This window comes from Acinetobacter sp. BEC1-S18-ESBL-01, assembly GCF_014169935.1.
Classification (GTDB): Bacteria; Pseudomonadota; Gammaproteobacteria; order Pseudomonadales; family Moraxellaceae; genus Acinetobacter; species Acinetobacter pittii.
On the sequence record NZ_AP022302.1, the window covers coordinates 2,093,943 to 2,113,607 of the forward strand.

General features: G+C 36.2%; 23 protein-coding genes. 13 read left to right on the forward strand and 10 right to left on the reverse strand.

Going from position 1 to position 19,665, the window contains the following annotated elements:
• The first annotated feature begins 65 nt into the window (after positions 1 to 65).
• The 3 genes from H7R46_RS09820 (at position 66) to H7R46_RS09830 (ending at position 2,211) form a co-directional block, all read left to right on the forward strand.
• Positions 66 to 539, forward strand: a complete 474-nt coding sequence (locus H7R46_RS09820; protein ID WP_005069584.1) for a GrpB family protein — start codon at positions 66 to 68, stop codon at positions 537 to 539.
• 107 nt (positions 540 to 646) lie between these two features.
• Complete coding sequence (gene trmA, locus H7R46_RS09825) at positions 647 to 1,732, forward strand: tRNA (uridine(54)-C5)-methyltransferase TrmA (protein WP_005069586.1); 1,086 nt, start codon at positions 647 to 649, stop codon at positions 1,730 to 1,732.
• A 248-nt stretch (positions 1,733 to 1,980) separates the two neighbouring features.
• Positions 1,981 to 2,211: a hypothetical protein gene (locus tag H7R46_RS09830; RefSeq protein ID WP_005069589.1), complete on the forward strand. Its 231-nt coding sequence runs from the start codon at positions 1,981 to 1,983 to the stop codon at positions 2,209 to 2,211.
• Positions 2,212 to 2,246: 35 nt separating this feature from the next.
• On the opposite strand, the gene H7R46_RS09835 is transcribed toward H7R46_RS09830, so the two are convergent.
• Entirely contained in the window at positions 2,247 to 2,993 is a 747-nt protein-coding gene (locus H7R46_RS09835) for a phosphodiester glycosidase family protein (protein ID WP_182924198.1), read from the reverse strand.
• Positions 2,994 to 3,186: 193 nt separating this feature from the next.
• Here H7R46_RS09835 and H7R46_RS09840 point away from each other — a divergent pair, with 193 nt between their 5' ends.
• Positions 3,187 to 3,777 carry a lecithin retinol acyltransferase family protein gene (locus H7R46_RS09840; RefSeq protein WP_005069592.1) on the forward strand — a complete coding sequence of 197 codons (591 nt, stop codon included), beginning with the start codon at positions 3,187 to 3,189 and terminating at the stop codon, positions 3,775 to 3,777.
• 45 nt (positions 3,778 to 3,822) lie between these two features.
• Here H7R46_RS09840 and H7R46_RS09845 read toward each other — a convergent pair whose 3' ends face one another.
• Positions 3,823 to 4,413 carry a YceI family protein gene (locus tag H7R46_RS09845; RefSeq protein ID WP_002121395.1) on the reverse strand — a complete coding sequence of 197 codons (591 nt, stop codon included), beginning with the start codon at positions 4,411 to 4,413 and terminating at the stop codon, positions 3,823 to 3,825.
• A gap of 213 nt (positions 4,414 to 4,626) precedes the next feature.
• On the opposite strand from H7R46_RS09845, the gene H7R46_RS09850 reads away from it, so the two are divergent.
• Positions 4,627 to 5,034 carry an OsmC family protein gene (locus H7R46_RS09850; protein WP_002121367.1) on the forward strand — a complete coding sequence of 136 codons (408 nt, stop codon included), beginning with the start codon at positions 4,627 to 4,629 and terminating at the stop codon, positions 5,032 to 5,034.
• A 55-nt stretch (positions 5,035 to 5,089) separates the two neighbouring features.
• Here H7R46_RS09850 and tkt read toward each other — a convergent pair whose 3' ends face one another.
• A complete protein-coding gene (tkt, locus tag H7R46_RS09855) occupies positions 5,090 to 7,078 on the reverse strand; it encodes a transketolase (protein WP_005069597.1) in 1,989 nt (662 codons plus the stop codon).
• 536 nt (positions 7,079 to 7,614) lie between these two features.
• Here tkt and metK point away from each other — a divergent pair.
• On the forward strand, positions 7,615 to 8,781 hold the full coding sequence (metK, locus tag H7R46_RS09860; RefSeq protein WP_005069601.1) for a methionine adenosyltransferase: 1,167 nt from the start codon (positions 7,615 to 7,617) through the stop codon (positions 8,779 to 8,781).
• Between the two features lie 128 nt (positions 8,782 to 8,909).
• On the opposite strand, the gene H7R46_RS09865 is transcribed toward metK, so the two are convergent.
• Positions 8,910 to 9,158, reverse strand: coding sequence for a hypothetical protein (locus tag H7R46_RS09865; protein ID WP_002121448.1), 249 nt, complete (start codon positions 9,156 to 9,158; stop codon positions 8,910 to 8,912).
• A gap of 258 nt (positions 9,159 to 9,416) precedes the next feature.
• Here H7R46_RS09865 and H7R46_RS09870 point away from each other — a divergent pair, with 258 nt between their 5' ends.
• A complete protein-coding gene (locus tag H7R46_RS09870; RefSeq protein ID WP_005069606.1) occupies positions 9,417 to 9,608 on the forward strand; it encodes a hypothetical protein in 192 nt (63 codons plus the stop codon).
• Between the two features lie 66 nt (positions 9,609 to 9,674).
• On the opposite strand, the gene H7R46_RS09875 is transcribed toward H7R46_RS09870, so the two are convergent.
• On the reverse strand, positions 9,675 to 10,241 hold the full coding sequence (locus tag H7R46_RS09875; RefSeq protein ID WP_002121432.1) for an FxsA family protein: 567 nt from the start codon (positions 10,239 to 10,241) through the stop codon (positions 9,675 to 9,677).
• A 416-nt stretch (positions 10,242 to 10,657) separates the two neighbouring features.
• Here H7R46_RS09875 and H7R46_RS09880 point away from each other — a divergent pair, with 416 nt between their 5' ends.
• Positions 10,658 to 11,479 (forward strand): OXA-213 family carbapenem-hydrolyzing class D beta-lactamase OXA-273, encoded by an 822-nt coding sequence (locus tag H7R46_RS09880; RefSeq protein ID WP_005069609.1) that lies wholly within the window; start codon positions 10,658 to 10,660, stop codon positions 11,477 to 11,479.
• Positions 11,480 to 11,558: 79 nt separating this feature from the next.
• Here H7R46_RS09880 and H7R46_RS09885 read toward each other — a convergent pair whose 3' ends face one another.
• Positions 11,559 to 12,104, reverse strand: coding sequence for a GNAT family N-acetyltransferase (locus H7R46_RS09885; RefSeq protein WP_005069611.1), 546 nt, complete (start codon positions 12,102 to 12,104; stop codon positions 11,559 to 11,561).
• The gene (locus tag H7R46_RS09890; RefSeq protein WP_005069616.1) at positions 12,101 to 12,694 is read right to left on the reverse strand and encodes a helix-turn-helix domain-containing protein; all 594 of its coding nucleotides are present in this window, start codon (positions 12,692 to 12,694) and stop codon (positions 12,101 to 12,103) included. Before H7R46_RS09890 ends, H7R46_RS09885 begins: the two co-directional genes overlap by 4 nt.
• 197 nt (positions 12,695 to 12,891) lie before the next feature.
• Here H7R46_RS09890 and ruvC point away from each other — a divergent pair, with 197 nt between their 5' ends.
• A complete protein-coding gene (gene ruvC / locus H7R46_RS09895; protein ID WP_002121356.1) occupies positions 12,892 to 13,437 on the forward strand; it encodes a crossover junction endodeoxyribonuclease RuvC in 546 nt (181 codons plus the stop codon).
• A 4-nt stretch (positions 13,438 to 13,441) separates the two neighbouring features.
• On the opposite strand, the gene H7R46_RS09900 is transcribed toward ruvC, so the two are convergent.
• Entirely contained in the window at positions 13,442 to 14,902 is a 1,461-nt protein-coding gene (locus tag H7R46_RS09900; protein WP_005069618.1) for a bifunctional ADP-dependent NAD(P)H-hydrate dehydratase/NAD(P)H-hydrate epimerase, read from the reverse strand.
• 26 nt (positions 14,903 to 14,928) lie between these two features.
• On the opposite strand from H7R46_RS09900, the gene queG reads away from it, so the two are divergent.
• Complete coding sequence (gene queG / locus H7R46_RS09905; protein WP_005069621.1) at positions 14,929 to 16,029, forward strand: tRNA epoxyqueuosine(34) reductase QueG; 1,101 nt, start codon at positions 14,929 to 14,931, stop codon at positions 16,027 to 16,029.
• Between the two features lie 87 nt (positions 16,030 to 16,116).
• Positions 16,117 to 17,106 (forward strand): biotin synthase BioB, encoded by a 990-nt coding sequence (bioB, locus tag H7R46_RS09910; protein ID WP_005069622.1) that lies wholly within the window; start codon positions 16,117 to 16,119, stop codon positions 17,104 to 17,106.
• Between the two features lie 48 nt (positions 17,107 to 17,154).
• Here the strand turns inward: bioB and H7R46_RS09915 are convergent, their stop codons facing one another.
• Positions 17,155 to 17,367 (reverse strand): hypothetical protein, encoded by a 213-nt coding sequence (locus H7R46_RS09915; protein WP_002121471.1) that lies wholly within the window; start codon positions 17,365 to 17,367, stop codon positions 17,155 to 17,157.
• Between the two features lie 63 nt (positions 17,368 to 17,430).
• On the reverse strand, positions 17,431 to 17,781 hold the full coding sequence (locus tag H7R46_RS09920; protein WP_005069624.1) for a hypothetical protein: 351 nt from the start codon (positions 17,779 to 17,781) through the stop codon (positions 17,431 to 17,433).
• A gap of 408 nt (positions 17,782 to 18,189) precedes the next feature.
• Here H7R46_RS09920 and H7R46_RS09925 point away from each other — a divergent pair, with 408 nt between their 5' ends.
• Positions 18,190 to 18,762 carry a fimbrial protein gene (locus tag H7R46_RS09925; protein WP_005069626.1) on the forward strand — a complete coding sequence of 191 codons (573 nt, stop codon included), beginning with the start codon at positions 18,190 to 18,192 and terminating at the stop codon, positions 18,760 to 18,762.
• A 73-nt stretch (positions 18,763 to 18,835) separates the two neighbouring features.
• A complete protein-coding gene (locus tag H7R46_RS09930; RefSeq protein ID WP_005069627.1) occupies positions 18,836 to 19,579 on the forward strand; it encodes a molecular chaperone in 744 nt (247 codons plus the stop codon).
• The last annotated feature ends 86 nt before the right edge of the window (positions 19,580 to 19,665 follow it).

The following is a 19,665-nucleotide window of genomic DNA, read 5'->3' on the forward strand; positions in this document are numbered from 1 at the left end:
CTTTTTTATTTAATTAAGTAACCTATTCCTAAATATATAAATTTTATTAATTCGAGATTCTAATAATGATCTTTTTAGAACCAGATCAGTATCAACAAAGATGCACTCAACTTTTTAATTCATATCAAAAAGAAATTTCCACACTTCTACCATTTGCCAAAATTGAGCACATTGGTTCATCTGCAATACCGAATGCTATTTCAAAAGGTGATCTAGATATTTATGTTGAAGTTAAATCTGATCAATTTGAATTCGCAATAGAACAATTAAAAACACTTAATTTTATCGAAAAACAAAATACATTAAGAACACATGAGCTTTGTATGCTCGAGTCACTCAACGACGATGACGTTGCTTTTCAAATTGTAGTATCAGGTTCAATATTCACTTTTTTCTTAGCCTTTAAAAACAAGCTTATAGAGTCACCCACATTGGTCAATGAATATAATCAATTAAAATTACAGTGTAGCCATTTAGACCCCGATCAATATAGAACAATAAAATCAGACTTTATTAATCGCGTTTTAAATCATCTCTAGTTTAGGTACCTCTTTTCTCCTATGAATATCTGGTTAAAATTGGCTCCTGTAAGTTCAATTTTTTTGATACCATTCAATATTTGATTCTGTCTAAATTTTCTTTGTCTATGACCTCTTCTTATCGTCAACAACTTCAAGCTAAAATTGAACGCATTATTACTCAATTTTCTGAATTTACACCACCTACATTAGAAGTGTTTGAATCACCTGAACAACATTTCCGTATGCGTGCTGAATTTCGTATCTGGCATACAGAAAATGATATGTTCTATGCCATGTTTGAGCGTAACGATGACGACAAGCAAAAAACCGTTGTACGCATTGATGAGTTTCCAATTGCAGATCAAAGCATCAATGATTTAATGCCAAAACTCTTGGAAGAACTTAAGGCTGAGCCTAAGCTCTCTAACCGTTTATTTGAAGCTGACTTCCTCGCAACACTTAGCGGAGAAATGTTAGTTACCCTCATTTATCACCGTAAATTGGATCAAGAATGGGAACAAGCCGCTAAAGCGCTTGCCGATAAATTAGATATTAAGATTATGGGCCGTAGTCGTGGCCAGAAAATTGTTATTGGCGATGATTTCGTCGTTGAAGAATTCGAACTTTTAAATCGTTCATTTAAATATAAACAAATCGAAAGTAGCTTTACCCAACCTAATGCACAGGTTTGCAAAAAAATGCTGCAATGGGCATGTGACGCAGCTGAAGGATCAAAGAAACACTTATTAGAACTCTATTGTGGTAATGGTAATTTTACACTTCCGCTCTCTTTAAAGTTCGAACGAGTATTGGCTACTGAGCTTGCAAAATCATCTGTTTATGCTGCTCAATGGAACATAGAACAAAACCAGATTGATAATATTCAAGTAGCACGTCTATCAGCTGAAGAATTTACTCAAGCATATCAAGGTGAGCGCGAATTCCGCCGTCTACAAGAAGCAAATATTGATATTCAAAGTTATGACTTTGATACGGTATTTGTAGATCCTCCACGCGCAGGAATTGATGATGAGACTTTAAAACTTTTACAAGGTTTTGAACGTATTATCTACATTTCATGTAACCCTGACACGTTGTATGAAAATTTAAAAACGCTCAGCCAAACTCATCGAGTGACTAAATTTGCCTTATTTGATCAGTTCCCCTATACACATCATGTAGAGTCTGGTGTTTTACTTGAGAAGATTTAAACAAAATCTTTCATTGTAAATTTTTAAATAAGGAGGTTATATACCTCCTTATTTTTTAAAGTTTTATTATTTAAGTATTTAAATTTTCAAAAAATATCAAGTCATCTGTGTGTCATAATTTCGTTTAACTCAAGCATTCCCATCGAAAATTCTCGAGTTCAAGTGGTGGATTTATCACTTATAGAGTCTTGTATTTTATTTTAAATTGGCTATATTTCGAGCTATGTTAGGTTGTATATGAAGGCTCTATGAGTTTTTGGCAAAAGCTGTTCTTGGCAGATCAACAGCATAACGAGCATAAAAACCAAACTGCTTGTGTTGAAAATGACTGCTCATGTAAAACTAATGAACAACTTCTAAGTGCACTTGCACAAGCAACAGATGAAGATGTCATTAAGGGAATTAAAAGAGTTCTTATTTCCCGTGGTTATAGCCGAAAAGAGTTAAATGAAGTCACTCAAAAACCATCTATTCATTAATTAAAAAGCCAGTCTTGTACTGGCTTTTTTACATTTCATTTCAATCCACAACTCGACTGATCTACCCAGCCCACTATTGGTCCCATTTGAAATTGCTGATCATTCCGATTATTCTTTTGCACATATAAACTAGAAATAGAACCATCGAGATATAAAGCCTGCTCTACTTTAAGATTTCTTTGAAAAAACTTGGCAAAATTGTAAAAACTCACACGATTCTTAGATATTACAAAGTAGAGTTTATTATCTCGAATACCAACTCCATTACGAATTTTCTTTGATTGAGAGTTTGGTAAAAAAAGGGAGTTGATCTTTCCATCAATAAGTAACATCGGGCCAGATTGTGTCGCATACTCAACATTGAAATCGCGTCGACTATATTGCTGCGTTGTTAAAATAAAGGCCTGTTTTTTATTCCAACCTAGCACACCATTCGGCTGTAAAAAGAAATTTCCCAATCCTTTATTTTCATTTAATGGCTGAATTACTTTAGCTTGCTCAACATACAGCCCTACTGGAGAAAATCCTGGATGAAACATCCATGCATTCATTGCAAAAGAAAGACGTTCACATTGCTTTAAATTTTTCTGAATATTATTAAAGCTTTTGTAATACTGTTGATTATTGGAATTCTTAAGAAACAAACGCAACTGTTTTAAATTGCTAATTGCAATCACATCATATTGGTCACCTTCTGCTGTTTTAACTTGCTGATGGTCTATGGCATAGACAGACTGAATCAAAAGACCATATATCGTTAAGCACCCAACTACCCATTTCATTGAATAACACCTGACATGACATTTTTCCTTCATATTAAGTTCTTAAATTATATACAAGAAATATAAATAGATTGGATATGCATCAAATTCCTTCATTCGACGTAATCAATACACTGCAAATTGCTGATATTGGTTATAATGTTTAGCAGCTTTTCAATAAAAGCCATTTACACTTTATTGGATCAGCGTAAGCATGCAACAACTGAATAAACGCTACCCTTTAGGGGCTCACCTCATCGTAAAGCATCTCGGCTATAGCCATCATGGTATATATGCAGGGAGAGGTCGAGTTATCCATTATTCCGGCTTAGCTCATTTCATCAAAAAACGCCCGATTGAAATCACTTCAATAGATGCTTTCTCGCATGGCAAAAAAATACACGTCCGTTCTTATGACAAACCTCGTTATAAAGGAAAGATTGTTGTTCGCCGAATGCGTTCACGTATGCATGAAAATCACTATCATTTGATTATTAATAACTGTGAACATCTATGCAGTTGGGCAATTACGGGTATTGAAAGTAGCACTCAAGTTGAACGTATGATGCATCGTTTAACGACTATTGGCTATGTAAGCTCAATCATGAGCTATATGAATGGTATGATGTTGACCTTTGCAACTACATGTTTTGCTCTGGTTCTGTATATTAAAAAGAAACTACGTGATCAAGCAAAAAGAAAAGTTCCTACTTACCAGTTCTTAAGAGAAAAATCTCAGAAAAGAAATATCGATCCTTCAGCGCCTTTAGTATTTATAGATCCAGATAAAAAAGAGCCAATCTAAATAAAAAAGCCCTCATATTTGAGGGCTTTTTAGAAAACTTATAGCTTATTTTTTAGCTGCATTAGCAGCAGTTGCTTCAGTGGTAATGTTTACAGTGATCTTATCGCCAACATTAGGCACATAACTTCCTAAACCAAAGTCAGAACGCTTGAATGAAGTTGTCGCATTAAAACCAATTGCTGGAACTTTAGCCATTGGATGCTCGCCTTGCTTGTTTAAAACAGCGTCAAGTACAACTGGCTTAGTTACGCCTTTAACAGTTAAGTCACCAGTAATTTTAAAGTGCTTTTTGTCTTTGGTTTCAACTTTAGTACTTTTAAACGTAATATTTGGATATTTAGCAGCATTAAACCAAGCTTCTTCTTGGAACTCTTTATCTAAAGCAGGTACGTTTGTATTTACACTGCTTAAAGGAATAGTCACATTTACAGATGAGTTTGCTGGTTTAGCATTATCAACTTTAATTACACCTTGGATATCCGAGAAGTTAGCGCTTGGAGTAGAGAAACCAAAGTGATTCCATGAGAAAACAGTAGCTGTATGTGTTGGGTCAATTTTGTAGTCTACTGGTGCAGCTAAAGTAACTGAACTAGCCAATGCTACTGCCAAACCGAAGCTTAATGTTTTAAGATGCATTTTTCGTATCCTTTATTGATATAGTCGTTAGTGTATACATCAAGTAATTTAATTCACCATTCTTTATAAAACGATATGTTTCATCCATGCAACAATAAAAGCGTTACAGTTGTTATTCAAAAACAATATTATAAAGTTTAGATATTCTTCTATTCGAAGCTTCAGATTTATTAATTTTTATTACGATTTTATTGATGAATAACAAGGTAAAACATGGTTAATACAGCCCAAGCACAAAGTACTTCTACCCCATATCGAGTAACTCTTACCGATCCTTCAGGTCATCAATGGTTTGCAGATGAACCGACTGATAAAGGTGGACAAGATACAGCTCCGAACCCGGTTCAGCTTTTATTATCCGCTTTAGGAGCTTGTACCACCATTACTTTAGAAATGTATGCGAATCTTAAAGGTATTAAGCTTGAGCATGTTCAAGTGGATTTAGCATTAAACCCTAATGGCGAACCTGAAAAAGGCCAAAATAATATTGAACGAAAAATTACACTCAAAGGTGAATTTACTGAAGACCAGCATAAGCGATTACTAAAAGTTGCAGAGAATTGCCCTATTCATAAGTTATTAACTTCTCAGATTAATATCCAAACAGAACTCACTATTTAACTTCTCAAATAAAAAAGCGCTCTATCTAGAGCGCTTTTTTACACTACTTTAATATTTAAGCAGTTAATTCTTTTACAGCTGCAACAACAGCTTCAGTCGTAATACCAAAGAATTGGAACAAATCTTTTGCTGGTGCAGACTCACCATAAGTTGTCATACCAATTACTTTGCCATCAAGACCAACAAACTTCCACCAGTAGTCAACATGAGCTGCTTCAACAGCAACACGCGCACGGATATGAGCTGGTAATACTGCTTCACGGTATGCCGCATCTTGCTTCATAAACTCTTCTGCACATGGCATAGAAACTACACGCACACCTTCAAGTTGTGCATAAGCTTCCATTGCTAAAGAAATTTCAGAACCTGTTGCAATAATAATCGCTTTTAATTCGCCTTTTTCTTGAGCAAGTACATAACCACCTTTTGCAGCGTTTTGAATTTGCTCTTCAGAACGTGTTTGGAATGGTAAGTTTTGACGAGAGAAAATAAGTGCTGTAGGACCATCTTTGCGTTCTAGAGCAGACTTCCAAGCAATTGCAGTTTCTACAGTATCTGCAGGACGCCATGTATTTAAGTTAGGTGTACCACGTAATGAAGCAATTTGTTCAATTGGTTGGTGAGTTGGACCATCTTCACCCAGACCGATTGAGTCATGTGTATAAACATGAATTACACGTTGTTTCATTAATGCAGACATACGTACCGCATTACGTGCATATTCCATAAACATTAAGAATGTTGCAACGTAAGGAACGAAACCGCCATGTAATGCAACACCATTAGCGATTGCAGTCATACCGAATTCACGTACGCCATAGTAGACATAGTTACCAGCTGGGTTTTCTTGAACACCTTGGCAACCTTTCCAAAGTGTTAAGTTAGAACCTGCTAAGTCAGCAGAACCACCTAACAATTCAGGTAATAAAGGACCAAATGCTTGTAATGTATTTTGGCTTGCTTTACGTGTTGCGATTGTCTCGCCTTTCGCATTTGTTTCACGAATGAAAGCATCTGCTTGCGCTGCAAATTCTGCTGGTAAGTCACCACTGATACGACGAAGTAACTCAGCCGCTTCAGTTGGATATTTTGCTTGATATTGTGCAAATACCGCATTCCAAGCCGCTTCAGATTCACTACCTTTTGCTTTTGCATCCCATGCAGCATATACGTCAGCAGGAATAACAAATGCTTCTTCGTTCCAACCTAATGCTTCACGAGTTAAAGTAATCTCATCTTTACCTAATGGCGCACCATGACAGTCTTCTTTACCCTGCTTATTTGGTGAACCTAAACCAATAATCGTTTTACACATAATGATTGTTGGTTTTTGAGTTTCAGCTTTTGCTTCGATTGTCGCTTGACGAATCGCATCAGTATCATGACCATCTACACGAAGAACTTGCCAACCATAGGCTTTGAAACGCTCTTCTGTATCGTCGCTGAACCAGCCTTCTACTTCACCATCAATTGAAATGCCATTATCATCATAATAAGCAATCAATTTACCAAGTTGTAATGTGCCAGCTAAAGAACATACTTCGTGAGAAATACCTTCCATTAAACAGCCATCACCTAAGAAACAGTAAGTGAAATGGTCAACAACTTTTAAATCATCTTTATTAAATTGAGCAGCCAATGTTTTTTCTGCTAAAGCAAAACCAACAGCATTAGCAATACCTTGACCTAAAGGACCAGTTGTCGTCTCTACACCCGGTGCATAGCCATATTCAGGATGACCAGGAGTTCTAGAATGCAATTGACGGAACTGTTTTAAATCTTCAATTGAAAGATCATAACCTGTTAAATGAAGCAAAGCGTATTGCAACATTGAGCCATGGCCATTTGATAAAACGAAACGGTCACGGTTTGCCCATTGTGGATTTGTTGGGTTGTGATTTAAAAACTCACGCCAGACGACGTCAGCAATATCTGCCATCCCCATTGGAGCACCTGGATGCCCTGAGTTTGCTTGTTGCACAGCATCCATTGCCAATACACGAATTGCATTTGCAATACGACGTTCGTTTAAAGGGGTCGTCATAGATCAGAATCCAATTTTAATAGATTGATGAAAAGAAGAAGATGAATAACCATTCAATGCCGCTATATTGTCTTAAAAAAAAGGCCTAGGGTAAACCCCAACACGATATATTTCTTTATTTTTAACCGTTTCTTGGTTACACAAAAAACATTTGAATCTTTAAGTTATATAAAACAGTGCTTATTTCTCTGCAGACTGCTCAAATTTCAAAGTATTTCCCCTGTTAGTTTTTGATATATAGTTAAAATATTCCCCTCATCTTGCATAAGCTGATCGTATTAGTTTTCTTTAAAGTCCAAATTTTTAGATAAAATCTTTTTATTGGTTTATATGTCTAAAAAACACACGAGCAACAAGTTGTTCAAATATAAATACTTTAAATTATAACTCTCTATATCAATTTTACTAATACACTTATCAATTAAAACACACTATAAATGAAATAAATTCATGCTTTTTAGTCAGTATGAACTGGTCCTCAAGCTCAAGTCGATGTAACATATTATGTCTTTTGAAATAACCAAGATAGGACTTTCATGCGCGAGTACGCTGTTTTTACCTCGGAATCTGTAAGCGAAGGTCATCCCGATAAAATGGCCGACCAAATTAGCGACGCTATTTTGGATGCAATCTTAAAAGAAGACCCATACGCACGTGTTGCTTGTGAAACACTGGTAAAAACAGGCGCTGTTGTACTTGCTGGTGAAGTAACAACGACTGCTAATATTGATGTTGAAGCTGTTGTTCGTAATACTGTTAACGGTATTGGTTATCACCACTCTGATCTTGGCTTTGATGGATCAACGTGTGCTGTAATCAATATGATTGGTAAACAATCACCTGAAATTGCTCAAGGTGTAGACCGTCAAAAACCAGAAGATCAAGGTGCTGGTGACCAAGGCCTAATGTTCGGTTATGCAAGCCGTGAAACAGACGTGCTTATGCCTGCGCCGATTTCTTATGCTCACCGCTTAATGGAGCGTCAAGCTGAACTTCGCCGTTCTGGTGCCCTGCCATGGTTACGCCCAGATGCAAAAAGTCAAGTTACTTTTGCCTATGAAAATGGCAAGCCTGTACGTCTAGATGCCGTTGTTTTATCTACTCAGCACGATCCTGAAATTTCTCAAAGCCAGCTTAAAGAAGCAGTTATTGAAGAAATTATTAAACCGATCATTCCTGCTGAAATGTTCCATGCAGCTACTAAGTTCCACATTAACCCAACAGGTATGTTCGTTATTGGCGGCCCTGTAGGTGACTGTGGTTTAACAGGTCGTAAAATTATTGTTGATACATACGGCGGTATGGCTCGTCACGGCGGTGGTGCTTTCTCTGGTAAAGATCCATCTAAAGTTGACCGTTCTGCTGCTTATGCTGGTCGTTATGTTGCAAAAAATATTGTAGCTGCTGGTCTTGCTGACAAATGTGAAATTCAAGTGAGTTACGCAATTGGTGTAGCAGAACCTACTTCGATTTCAATTAATACCTTTGGTACAGCAAAAGTTTCTGATGAGTTGATTATTCAACTTGTACGTGATCATTTCGATTTAAGACCGTTTGGTATTACTCGTATGTTGGATCTTCTTCAACCAATGTACAAACAAACTGCGGCTTATGGTCACTTTGGTCGCGAAGGTTCTGACTCTGCATTTACTTGGGAAAAAACTGATAAAGTTGATGCCCTTAAAGATGCTGCTGGCCTCTAAAATAAAATCGTAAAAAAGCCCGCCATTGAGCGGGCTTTTTTATTTATAGTTCAAATTTTATGGTATGTAGGGTTTAATCTTCTAGCAATCATCCTTGACGCCATATCATTTGTAGCTGTAATCAAAATCTATTGTCTTGTCGTTTTATCATCCTGATTTAATACATCCAGTAAAGTTGACTGCGTTGGAGTATCTTGATGATTCTGGATATAAATATGGACAACTTTAAATACAACGACAACAGCTAGACAAGCCATCACACAAAACATCCATAAGCCATACGGGCTTCGAATATGTTGTGAACCACAATATGGACATGATTTATCAGTCGATGCCACAACTTTGTCGCAACACGCACAATGGTATTGATATAGCATAGGTAACCCTCCTTCCCTCATTTCAACCGTTGTTGTTTTAATAGGTTTGCTGCATTTTTAATTTATACATCCTTTATATTTATCCTATGTGAAATGAATAGATAATTCAATCTGGATGAACAATTGAGTCAATTAAAAAAATATTAATTAAAACATATATATAAGTTAAATATTATTTTTATAGGACTATTTTTCTTATTTTGATATTTTGCCAAATTTGTTAAAATAAGCGAATAATCTCACATTTTAGGCAAATGCATGTCACATACAAAGCTCATTAATAAAGGTGGCTTTCGCGAACGAGCCAACCGAAGCCGAGGTTATCAACAATCTGAGAATAAGCAAACAGCCTTAGCTTCAAACAAATACCAACCTCAAACAAAACCACAAGAAAGCCCAACTGAAGTGGCTCAAACAGATTCTATTGTGACTGAACATCTAACTAAATAATTTATATTTTTTTAAAATAAAAAAGGCCTAAACTTTAGAGGTTTAGGCCTTTAGATAAGGTATTTATTAATCCTTATTTTTATGTTCAATTTTCTTGTGATCTGGAGTGACTTCTCGCGCTTCTCCGTCAATAATGCTTGAATCACGGTATTGACCTTGGCTACCACCACCTTGTTGATTCTGCATATCTTGCATTTGGCGCATTAGATCAGCAAATGGATTTTGCCCACCCATATTACCGCCCATACCACCCATCATTTTATCCATCATAGCTTGTTGGCGTTTTGCAAGAGTTCTCATCGCTATGTTACGGAAAGCAGTTTGAACACCAGGGATCAAAATTAAAACCGCTAACACATCAGAAACAAGGCCTGGCAACATTAATAAGAAACCTGCAAAAGCATAAGCAAGTTTTTTAGTTACTGTTGGGTCATTACCGAGTTGGCCAGTCATCTGCATTTGCTGTAATTGAGGCATAATACCAGCAGTACTTCTGCGAATAAGCCCCAAACCAATAAAGAAAGCAAGAATGAACCAAAAGAACACATACCATCCACTGATGAACTGTGCTACGCCAATCCATACGGCAATTTCAACAATCGCGCCCAGAACTACAATAAGAAGTAAATTCATGTAAAACTTTATCTATCTCAAAAAGAAAATTCATTGCAGTTTATTTGCCCCAACCCTATCGAAACAGCCAGAGTCTGCAATACTAGAGTACATTTGATTTTAACTCGATAAAAACAAACATGCTTTATTATTAATGAGTGCTGTATCAAGTTTATCAAGTGCGACTTCAATTAGATTTTAATTTTTTTACTCTAGTTAAACGAAAAGTCCTTCAAGAAAGCTGTTTTTTAGTCTAGTTGAAAACTTAGGTTCTTAGAAAAATTAGATATATTCCTTTATTTATATAGTTGTTTTATAAAATTTTAAAAAGTAGTGCATAGATATAGAATTTCCTAAATAACTTACATTTTCTCTATCTAAAAGTACCTCTATTCAAGTTAAATTAAAGAATAATTCTTTTAAACCCACATAAACTCATGACTAAAAAAGCTCTTTTCTTTGCCATTGGTACGATGTTTTTGTCTGCATGTTCTTTTAATACGGTAGAACAACATCAAATACAGTCAATTTCTACCAATAAAAACTCAGAGAAAATTAAATCGTTGTTTGATCAAGCACAAACTACAGGTGTTTTAGTTATAAAACATGGGCGAACAGAGGAAGTCTATGGCAATGATCTTAAAAGAGCATCAACCGAATATGTTCCCGCCTCTACCTTTAAAATGGTAAATGCTTTGATTGGACTTGAGCATCATAAAGCAACGCCAACTGAAGTGTTTAAATGGGATGGGCAAAAGCGTTTATTTCCCGATTGGGAAAAAGACATGACATTAGGCGATGCTATGAAAGCTTCTGCTATTCCAGTTTATCAGGAACTAGCTCGACGAATTGGCCTTGATCTTATGTCTAAAGAGGTAAAACGCATTGGTTTCGGTAATGCTGATATTGGTTCAAAAGTAGATAATTTTTGGCTTGTTGGCCCACTTAAAATTACACCTCAACAAGAAGTACAGTTTGCTTATAAATTAGCCAACAAAACTCTTCCCTTTAGCAAAAATGTACAAGAACAAGTTCAATCTATGGTGTTCATTGAAGAAAAAAATGGACGAAAAATTTATGCCAAAAGTGGTTGGGGATGGGATGTTGACCCAGAAGTTGGTTGGTTTACAGGCTGGGTAGTTCAACCTCAGGGAGAAATTATAGCTTTCTCACTTAATCTAGAAATGGAAAAAGGCATACCTAGCTCTATTCGAAAAGAAATTACTTATAAGGGATTGGAACAACTCGGTATTTTATAATTTGAACTTTATAGCCCAGCTTATATTCATCCTTATAAACTGGGTTATTTTAAAACTTGAAATTTGAAAACCTTATTATTTATCCGTCAACTGGCGTATGCGGTGTATTTAAATTTAACTGATAGAAAGCAGCATCTAACCATTGGCCAAACTTAAAACCGACTTGCTTAAAAGTACCTGCATGAATAAAGCCCATTTTTTCATGTAAACCGATACTTGCTTGGTTGGTTGCATCAATACAGCCTATCAATACATGTAAGTCTGCCTCTTGAGCACGCTTAATCAATTCTTGCATTAAAATTTTGCTTAATCCGCCGCCACGATGTTCATGATGAATATAAATACTATGTTCGACCGTATATTTATAGGCAGGAAAAGCTCTAAAAGTTCCCCAACTTGCAAAACCTAATAACTTGTTTGTCTCATCTACAATACCAATGACAGGAAAACCATTTTCTCTTTTAACCGCGAACCAGTTTTTCATTGACTCTTCAGAGCGCGGGAAATAGTCATACAAAGCGGTAGAATTGATAATTGCTTCATTCAAAATATCTAATATAGCCTTTGCATGTGTAGCTTCATGACAATCGATTAAACGTAAATTTGGATTAAGATTTTTAATCATGAAGATTCCTTAAGAATAGAGACGAGCTCATTACATACAACTAAAATATATCGAGCAGCTTTAGAAGAAGGATTGCTATATATGATCGGTTGATCTAATTGCATCGCCAAACAATCACCCTCTTGTAAAGCATAAAAGTTTTCACCCAATTGAATATCAATTTGCCCCTCTATCACCCAAATTTGCTGTAATACAACTTTGGAATTCGCACTTGTTTCATAAGTAACTCGTGACTGAGCTGGAAATTCAATTTCAACGATTTGAAATGGAGATTTCCAATTTGGAGGCGAAACTTGACGGCGAATATATCCCGTTTCTGGATCTTTCCATTCTGCTTGTTGAGTACGCCGTACCATAGGTGGAGGCGATTGAGTATTCTGGGGGGGATCAAATAGCTGAGTCAAAGGTACCCCTAAACCATTTGCTAGCTTTTCAAGAACAACAGCTGTAGGGCTCGCTTCTCCTCTTTCAATGAGTGAAATTGCAGAACGGCTTACCTGACATCGACTAGCAAGAACATCTAGAGTATATCCACGCGCTAGACGTATTTCACGCACTTGCTGCGCAATGCGGATATTAATATCTTCCATCTACCGATAAACTTTAATTCCAAAATTATAGATAAGTATTCCATTAAAATAGAATTACATCAAATGATTTTAAAGATATAAATTGGTTCGATAAAAACCGAAAAATAACCATTCATCGCAGCATTCTTTAAATTACGCATGCAGAACCTTTTTGGCTATGTAACAATACTCTCTAAACTATTTATATAAGTATTCACATGGCATTGATTATTGGTATTGATCCGGGTTCACGCTTAACAGGTTATGGAATCATTGAAAAAGATGGTAGTAAACTACGTTTTGTTGATGCCGGTACAATCCGAACAGAAACTCAAGAAATGCCAGAACGCTTAAAACGTATTTTTGCTGGCGTTGAGCGAATTGTGAAATTCCATGGTCCAACTGAAGCTGCGGTTGAGCAAGTCTTTATGGCTCAAAACCCAGACTCTGCCTTAAAATTAGGACAAGCCCGTGGTGCTGCCATAGCAGCATTAGTTAATTTAGATTTACAAGTTGCAGAATATACTGCTCGTCAAATTAAACAGTCTGTGGTTGGTTATGGCGCTGCCGATAAAGAACAAGTCCAAATGATGGTGATGCGATTACTTAATTTGACGATTAAACCTCAATCCGACGCAGCCGATGCCCTTGCTGCTGCCATCTGCCATGCACATGCATCGGGAAGTATGAGCAAACTGTCTGTTTTAAATGCTTTAGGTGGTATGGCACGTGGGCGAAGTCGTTCTAGCAGTCGCAGACGTTAAAAATTTATTGATTTACGACTTGAATAATTGCCTGATTCATCTCAAAAGCCTGCAAGCCACGCATACCATTTTTAGCTAAAAGGTCTCCTGCTTGTGCATGAAGGGTAACAATCTCATGTAATGCAATACCTTTGTGGAACTGAGCTTTTAAGCTCGCAATCATTCCTGCTAACACATCTCCCATTCCACCGGTTCCCATACCAGCATTACCTTGCGTACAGATATACAAATTATCTTCTAAAATTAAGCTACCCGCTCCTTTAAGTACCCACTGGCCTGCATATTTTTGTTGTAAGGCATAAATTGCAGCAATTCGGTCATTTTCAATTTGCGCTGTAGAGCAACCAAGTAAAGTAGCAGCTTCTCCAGGATGAGGTGTGGCATAAATATGTGTATTTAACTTTTCAGGCTGTTTAGCCAGAAACCATAAAGCATCTGCATCTAAAACAATTTCTAAGCGTGTACTTTGATTTAACAAATTAAACCATTGTTGGTAAATCTGCTTTGCCCAATCGTCACGGCCTAATCCCATTCCAAAGCATATTGCATCGATCTGAGATATAATCTCTTTAATATTGTTTTCATCTAAAGCATTAATATCACGAAGCATAATATTAGGTGCCCGCGACAAAATGGCTTGATGATGGTTGCGATGACAAACCACTGTCACTTTGCCTGCACCCGCATGAAAAGCAGCTTCAGCAGCCATAATAACAGCCCCGCCCATTTGCTCATGTCCACCCACCACTAAAACATGCCCATAACTTCCCTTATGGCCAAATGCCATACGCTGAGGAAGTCTAATATTTGTGGGTGACAAATAAGCTAAGGGTTTCAACTCGTGGTCTATAGGAATTAAATTAATTAAATGAACTTGTCCTGCGTACTCTTTACCTTGCCCTGTAAATAGTCCTGCTTTAAGACCTAAAACAGTAAAGGTATGATCAGTTCTTACTGAACAGGGTAAGACTTGTCCTGTATTTGCTTGTAAGCCACTCGGTATATCAATCGAAATTTTTAGGCCCACTTGTTCATTAAACTTTCGAATTACTTGTTGCCAACCTATATTTAATTCTCGGTTTAAACCTATGCCAAATAAAGCATCAATATGACAATCAAATGTTCTTTTAATATCAAAATTTGGATGAATTTGGGCTTTCATTTCTCTAGCAAATTGCGCTGCACAATGTAAATCGGTTGACTCACCCAATTGAGCTGCAAAGATTTCAACATTAAATCCAGCTTGCTTCAGATAACTTGCTATAAAGTAACCATCACCTGCATTATTGCCTTGCCCGCACCAAACAGCAATATTCTTGATAGGCCGATCTTTAAAAAGCTCAATAAGTTGCTGGGCAATTGACCAAGCCGCTTGTTGCATTAAACCTAATGAGGAGTTTTGCGCAGCAAACCAGCGCCGCTCCCATGCTCGAATATCATCGCTATGGTAAACTACCGCCTGCATATTATTATCCTCTTGCATTTTGGTTTATGACATCTTCCGACACATCACGCATTGCAGTGCAACAAATTGATCCACATGAATTAAAAGCATGGATCAAAGCTCAAGCATTAGACTTGGGTTTTGCTGATTGTGTCATCGCAAAACCAGATGCTCAAGAGCAAATGCCACGTTTTTTAGAGTATCTTGAACGTGGTTATCATGCAGATATGACTTATTTAGAAGAAAATCTAGAAAAACGAGCTGATCCAACACTATTAGTGCCTGGCACAAAAAGTATTATTTGTGTCCGCATGAATTATCTTGTGGAATCGCCAAAACCACGATATGTACCTTTAGAGCCTAATTCTGCCATTATCGCCCGCTATGCACGTGGCCGTGATTACCATAAAGTCATGCGTGGTAGATTGAAAACCCTAGCAACACGAATTCGTGAAAAAGTTGGTGACTTTGAATCTCGTCCTTTTGCAGATTCGGCACCTATTTTTGAAAAATCATTAGCTGAAAGTGCTGGAATGGGTTGGACGGGTAAACATACTTTGCTCATTCATAAAAAGTCAGGTTCTTTTTTTGTATTAGGTGAGCTATTTACGTCACTCGATTTACCTTTCGACGAGCCTGCAACAGCACATTGTGGTTCTTGTAGCGCTTGTATTGATATTTGCCCGACGCAAGCAATTGTCGAGCCTTATATGTTAGATGCAAGACGTTGTATTGCCTATTTAACAATCGAATATAAAGGAATTATTGCTGAAGAATTACGTGCAGGTATTGGAAACCGAATATTTGGTTGTGATGACTGCCAGTTAATTTGTCCTTGGAATAGCTTTGCCAAAACAGCATCTATTTCTGATTTTAATCCTAGACATGGGTTAGATAATATTAGTCTGCTTGATATCTGGCAGTGGGATGAAGCCACTTTTTTAGCCAATACGGAAGGTAGCCCTATCCGCCGGACAGGTTATCAATCATTTAAACGTAATATTGCAATCGGATTAGGAAATGCTCCTTATTCAAAAGAAATTGTAGATCAACTACAAAATGGCAAAAATTTACATGACGAAATCGTCAATGTGCATATTGATTGGGCAATTGAACAGCAACTTAATCAACTTCAGCTATCAAATTAAAAAAATGATGTTTTTTGCCCTATAGCTTTAATACGAATTCTGTATGATTATGTATAGTGAATTAATGCCATCATCATGGATATGACAATGACTCTACGTAATGATTGGAATCGTGAAGAAATCCAAGCTTTATATGAACAACCTTTTTTGGATTTAGTTTTCAAGGCTCAACAAGTACATCGTGAGCACTTCACTGCCAATTCAATTCAGGTCAGTACCCTTTTATCTATTAAAACGGGTAAATGTCCTGAAGATTGTAAATACTGCTCACAATCGGCACATTACGAATCAAAACTAGAAGCAGAAAAACGTATTGCTGTTGAAAAAGTGATTAGTGAAGCGAAAGCTGCAAAAGATTCAGGTTCTTCACGTTTTTGCATGGGTGCTGCTTGGCGTAACCCACATGAGCGCGATATGCCTTATGTTTTAGAAATGGTACGTGAAGTTAAAGCATTAGGTATGGAAACCTGTATGACTTTAGGGATGCTTAACCAATCTCAAGCAGAACGCCTAAAAGTTGCTGGTTTAGATTACTACAACCACAATTTAGATACATCTCGTGAGTATTATTCTCACATCATTAGTACTCGTACTTTTGATGACCGTTTAAATACCCTTGATTATGTTCGTCAAGCTGGTATGAAAGTTTGTAGTGGCGGTATTGTGGGTTTAGGCGAAAGTCGTGAAGACCGAATTGGTTTATTACATGAACTAGCTACCCTACCAATTCATCCTGAATCTGTGCCAATCAATATGCTTGTTCCTATTGAAGGAACACCTTTAGCTGATGTTGAAAAGCTTGATGTAATTGAGTGGATTCGTACTATTGCTGTGGCGCGTATTATCATGCCGCATAGTTATATCCGTCTTTCTGCAGGCCGCGAATCATTAAGTGATTCAGACCAAGCATTAGCATTTATGGCTGGTGCAAACTCATTATTCTCTGGTGATAAACTACTAACCACACCAAATGCCGGTGAAGGTAAAGACCAAGCTTTATTTAATAAACTAGGTTTAACGGCTGAAAAACCAAAGCCAACAGTTGCTGATTTATCAGTAGATGCGATGAGTGCTTAACTCAAATTAGAAAATTTAAAAGCCCTGATTATTCAGGGCTTTTTTCATTTATATAGAAGTTACTAATATTCCGTAAGTAGCATTCAGAAAGGTTCCGACTCGAATAATATCCTTACCTGCTGCATGGGTTACTGTGAACTCTTGGCTCAACACATCAAAATTAAAAGAATCAAAAACATCTTGATGGTGTAAAAGCCAAGTCACTGTATCTGCTACATTCTCATCCGCAATATAAGTTAAGGCCTTAAAGTCTTTACTCATAAATAACTCTTAAAAATAAATTTTATGAATTTTATATGAGTTCACTCTACCTTAAAAGAAAATCTAAGCTGCTTTAGGATTTACCAACGAACGACCTGACAATAGACTTGCCAAGGCTTGAGGTGTAAATTCTAAAGAAAGTACATGATTTTTGAGATTGACTGAATGCTTGCTAATTAATGGAAGTAAGCCATCTTCTGTTTCAAAGACATATTCATCTGCAATATTTAAGATACCTTCAAGGTTTGTCGTACTTGAAGCAAGATCATGGCTAAAGATGTCATAAATCGTTTGCAAGTTAAACGTTGTTTGCTGCTCCGTCGGATGCTTGATGAGATAATCCTTTAAAAATAAAACTAATTTATGAGCAAAGAAAAAGTAATTAGGTTTATAGCTATACTGCATAGTATTCATGGAACTGAACTCCAGATTATCTTTTATTGAATTACAACTAAAACAGTAGGAATTGAACCTTAAAAAATTCTTAAAAAATTAAATATATTTATAAGATACACACAAAGCAATTTTATCTTTTAAAAACAATAGCTTAATAAAAATATTAAATATGTATTATCTTAAATATTTTAAAATTTCATTAATTCAATACAATACAATCACTTAGATATTACTAATTTTTAAATTCTATTTTAAATAAAAACTAATTAATTATTTTACCAAATGATAAAAAATAATTTTTTTGATTTTTATTAATAAAAACAATTGATCAAAATATATATAAATATAATGTTTTTCTTGTTTTTTGATTGAAAAGTGATATATTTCCTTCGCCTTACTTAATCAGAATAAACTTACTGAAAAGTAATGGATTTTATTTTAAAAAGCTATTCTGGGGATTTTATGAAAAAATTTATTTTTGTGGTGGCAGTTTCTCTCTTAAATATAGCAAATGCACAAGCAGCAGATGGCACAATTACTATTAATGGTCTTGTCACGGATAATACTTGTACTATTGATACTGGAGATAAAAATTTAACAATCAATTTGCCTACTGTTTCATCTCAAACCTTAAAAAATGCTGGTGATGTAGCTGGTCGTACACCTTTTCAAATTAATTTAACGAACTGTACCGCTGCAGGTAAAGTCGCAACTTATTTTGAACCAGGCGCAACCGTTGACTTTAATACGGGTCGTTTATTAAACCAAGCAACTTCTGGTGCAGCAACAAATGTAAATATTCAATTACTTGGCAGTAATAATGCTGTGATTCCTGTACTTGCTACAAGCACAAATGAAACTCAAACGAATTCACAATGGGTAAATGTTTCAGCAGGCGGTAGTGCTGATCTTAACTATTATGCTGAATATTATGCTACAGGTGCTTCTACTGCTGGTACGGTAACATCGCAAGTAAAATACACGATCATTTATCAATAAACTTAAAATTGAAGCTTCTATTCATGAATAGAAGCTATTTCCTTCCTATTATTTGTTATTGAGAATATGACTGATGCTTTTTCGTGGTCGTAAATTTTTTTGTGGATTAGTTTGTCTGCAAGTAGCGCTCACTACTACAGGTCATGCTGAGATTGTTTTACATGGTACTCGTGTCATTTATCCTTCAAATGCCCGTGAGATCACATTACAACTGAGTAATAACGGCACGGCCCCGTCTCTTGTTCAAGCATGGATCGATGATGGAAATGCAAAGTCAACACCAGATGAAACAAATGTACCTTTCATTATTACTCCACCAATTTCAAGAGTAGAAGCAACTAAGGGGCAAACCTTAAGAATTACAGCGTTGCCTACTACATCTCAACTAAGCCAACAACAAGAATCTATTTTTTGGCTTAATGTTTTAGATATCCCTCCTAAACCTGAAGGGAGAACTCAACAAGGTCAAACCACAACAACCTCTAACAATTTTTTGCAACTCGCTGTTCGTTCGCGAATTAAATTTTTTTACCGCCCTATAGATCTAAAAGAAAATATTGATCAACTAAGTGACAAAGTCGAGTGGAAAATAAATGATCAATATCTAATGATAAAAAATCCGACACCTTTTTTTCTTACTATTACCTCCATTTTTCAAGGAAGTGAAGGCCATAAAACAGACTTATTGCAACAAGGCTTAATGATTGCCCCTTATTCAGAGGATAAAATTAAACTAAAAAATAAAAACTTAGCAGATATGAGCTTTGTGTATATCAATGATTACGGTGGACGAGTTGAGCACCCAATAAAATTCTAACCTCATTGTATTTCTTAAGAAAATTTAAAACCTATCATGAGTAGGCTCTAGAACTATGTCTAAATGGTTTATACCTTATATATGTT

Bases quoted from the DNA above. Each gene is read 5' to 3' on its own strand.
- H7R46_RS09820 (WP_005069584.1), top strand. From the start codon at position 66: ATGATCTTTTTAGAACCAGATCAGTATCAACAAAGATGCACTCAACTT.
- trmA (WP_005069586.1), top strand. From the start codon at position 647: ATGACCTCTTCTTATCGTCAACAACTTCAAGCTAAAATTGAACGCATT.
- H7R46_RS09830 (WP_005069589.1), top strand. From the start codon at position 1,981: ATGAGTTTTTGGCAAAAGCTGTTCTTGGCAGATCAACAGCATAACGAG.
- H7R46_RS09835 (WP_182924198.1), bottom strand. From the start codon at position 2,993: ATGAAATGGGTAGTTGGGTGCTTAACGATATATGGTCTTTTGATTCAG.
- H7R46_RS09840 (WP_005069592.1), top strand. From the start codon at position 3,187: ATGCAACAACTGAATAAACGCTACCCTTTAGGGGCTCACCTCATCGTA.
- H7R46_RS09845 (WP_002121395.1), bottom strand. From the start codon at position 4,413: ATGCATCTTAAAACATTAAGCTTCGGTTTGGCAGTAGCATTGGCTAGT.
- H7R46_RS09850 (WP_002121367.1), top strand. From the start codon at position 4,627: ATGGTTAATACAGCCCAAGCACAAAGTACTTCTACCCCATATCGAGTA.
- tkt (WP_005069597.1), bottom strand. From the start codon at position 7,078: ATGACGACCCCTTTAAACGAACGTCGTATTGCAAATGCAATTCGTGTA.
- metK (WP_005069601.1), top strand. From the start codon at position 7,615: ATGCGCGAGTACGCTGTTTTTACCTCGGAATCTGTAAGCGAAGGTCAT.
- H7R46_RS09865 (WP_002121448.1), bottom strand. From the start codon at position 9,158: ATGCTATATCAATACCATTGTGCGTGTTGCGACAAAGTTGTGGCATCG.
- H7R46_RS09870 (WP_005069606.1), top strand. From the start codon at position 9,417: ATGTCACATACAAAGCTCATTAATAAAGGTGGCTTTCGCGAACGAGCC.
- H7R46_RS09875 (WP_002121432.1), bottom strand. From the start codon at position 10,241: ATGAATTTACTTCTTATTGTAGTTCTGGGCGCGATTGTTGAAATTGCC.
- H7R46_RS09880 (WP_005069609.1), top strand. From the start codon at position 10,658: ATGACTAAAAAAGCTCTTTTCTTTGCCATTGGTACGATGTTTTTGTCT.
- H7R46_RS09885 (WP_005069611.1), bottom strand. From the start codon at position 12,104: ATGATTAAAAATCTTAATCCAAATTTACGTTTAATCGATTGTCATGAA.
- H7R46_RS09890 (WP_005069616.1), bottom strand. From the start codon at position 12,694: ATGGAAGATATTAATATCCGCATTGCGCAGCAAGTGCGTGAAATACGT.
- ruvC (WP_002121356.1), top strand. From the start codon at position 12,892: ATGGCATTGATTATTGGTATTGATCCGGGTTCACGCTTAACAGGTTAT.
- H7R46_RS09900 (WP_005069618.1), bottom strand. From the start codon at position 14,902: ATGCAGGCGGTAGTTTACCATAGCGATGATATTCGAGCATGGGAGCGG.
- queG (WP_005069621.1), top strand. From the start codon at position 14,929: ATGACATCTTCCGACACATCACGCATTGCAGTGCAACAAATTGATCCA.
- bioB (WP_005069622.1), top strand. From the start codon at position 16,117: ATGACTCTACGTAATGATTGGAATCGTGAAGAAATCCAAGCTTTATAT.
- H7R46_RS09915 (WP_002121471.1), bottom strand. From the start codon at position 17,367: ATGAGTAAAGACTTTAAGGCCTTAACTTATATTGCGGATGAGAATGTA.
- H7R46_RS09920 (WP_005069624.1), bottom strand. From the start codon at position 17,781: ATGAATACTATGCAGTATAGCTATAAACCTAATTACTTTTTCTTTGCT.
- H7R46_RS09925 (WP_005069626.1), top strand. From the start codon at position 18,190: ATGGATTTTATTTTAAAAAGCTATTCTGGGGATTTTATGAAAAAATTT.
- H7R46_RS09930 (WP_005069627.1), top strand. From the start codon at position 18,836: ATGCTTTTTCGTGGTCGTAAATTTTTTTGTGGATTAGTTTGTCTGCAA.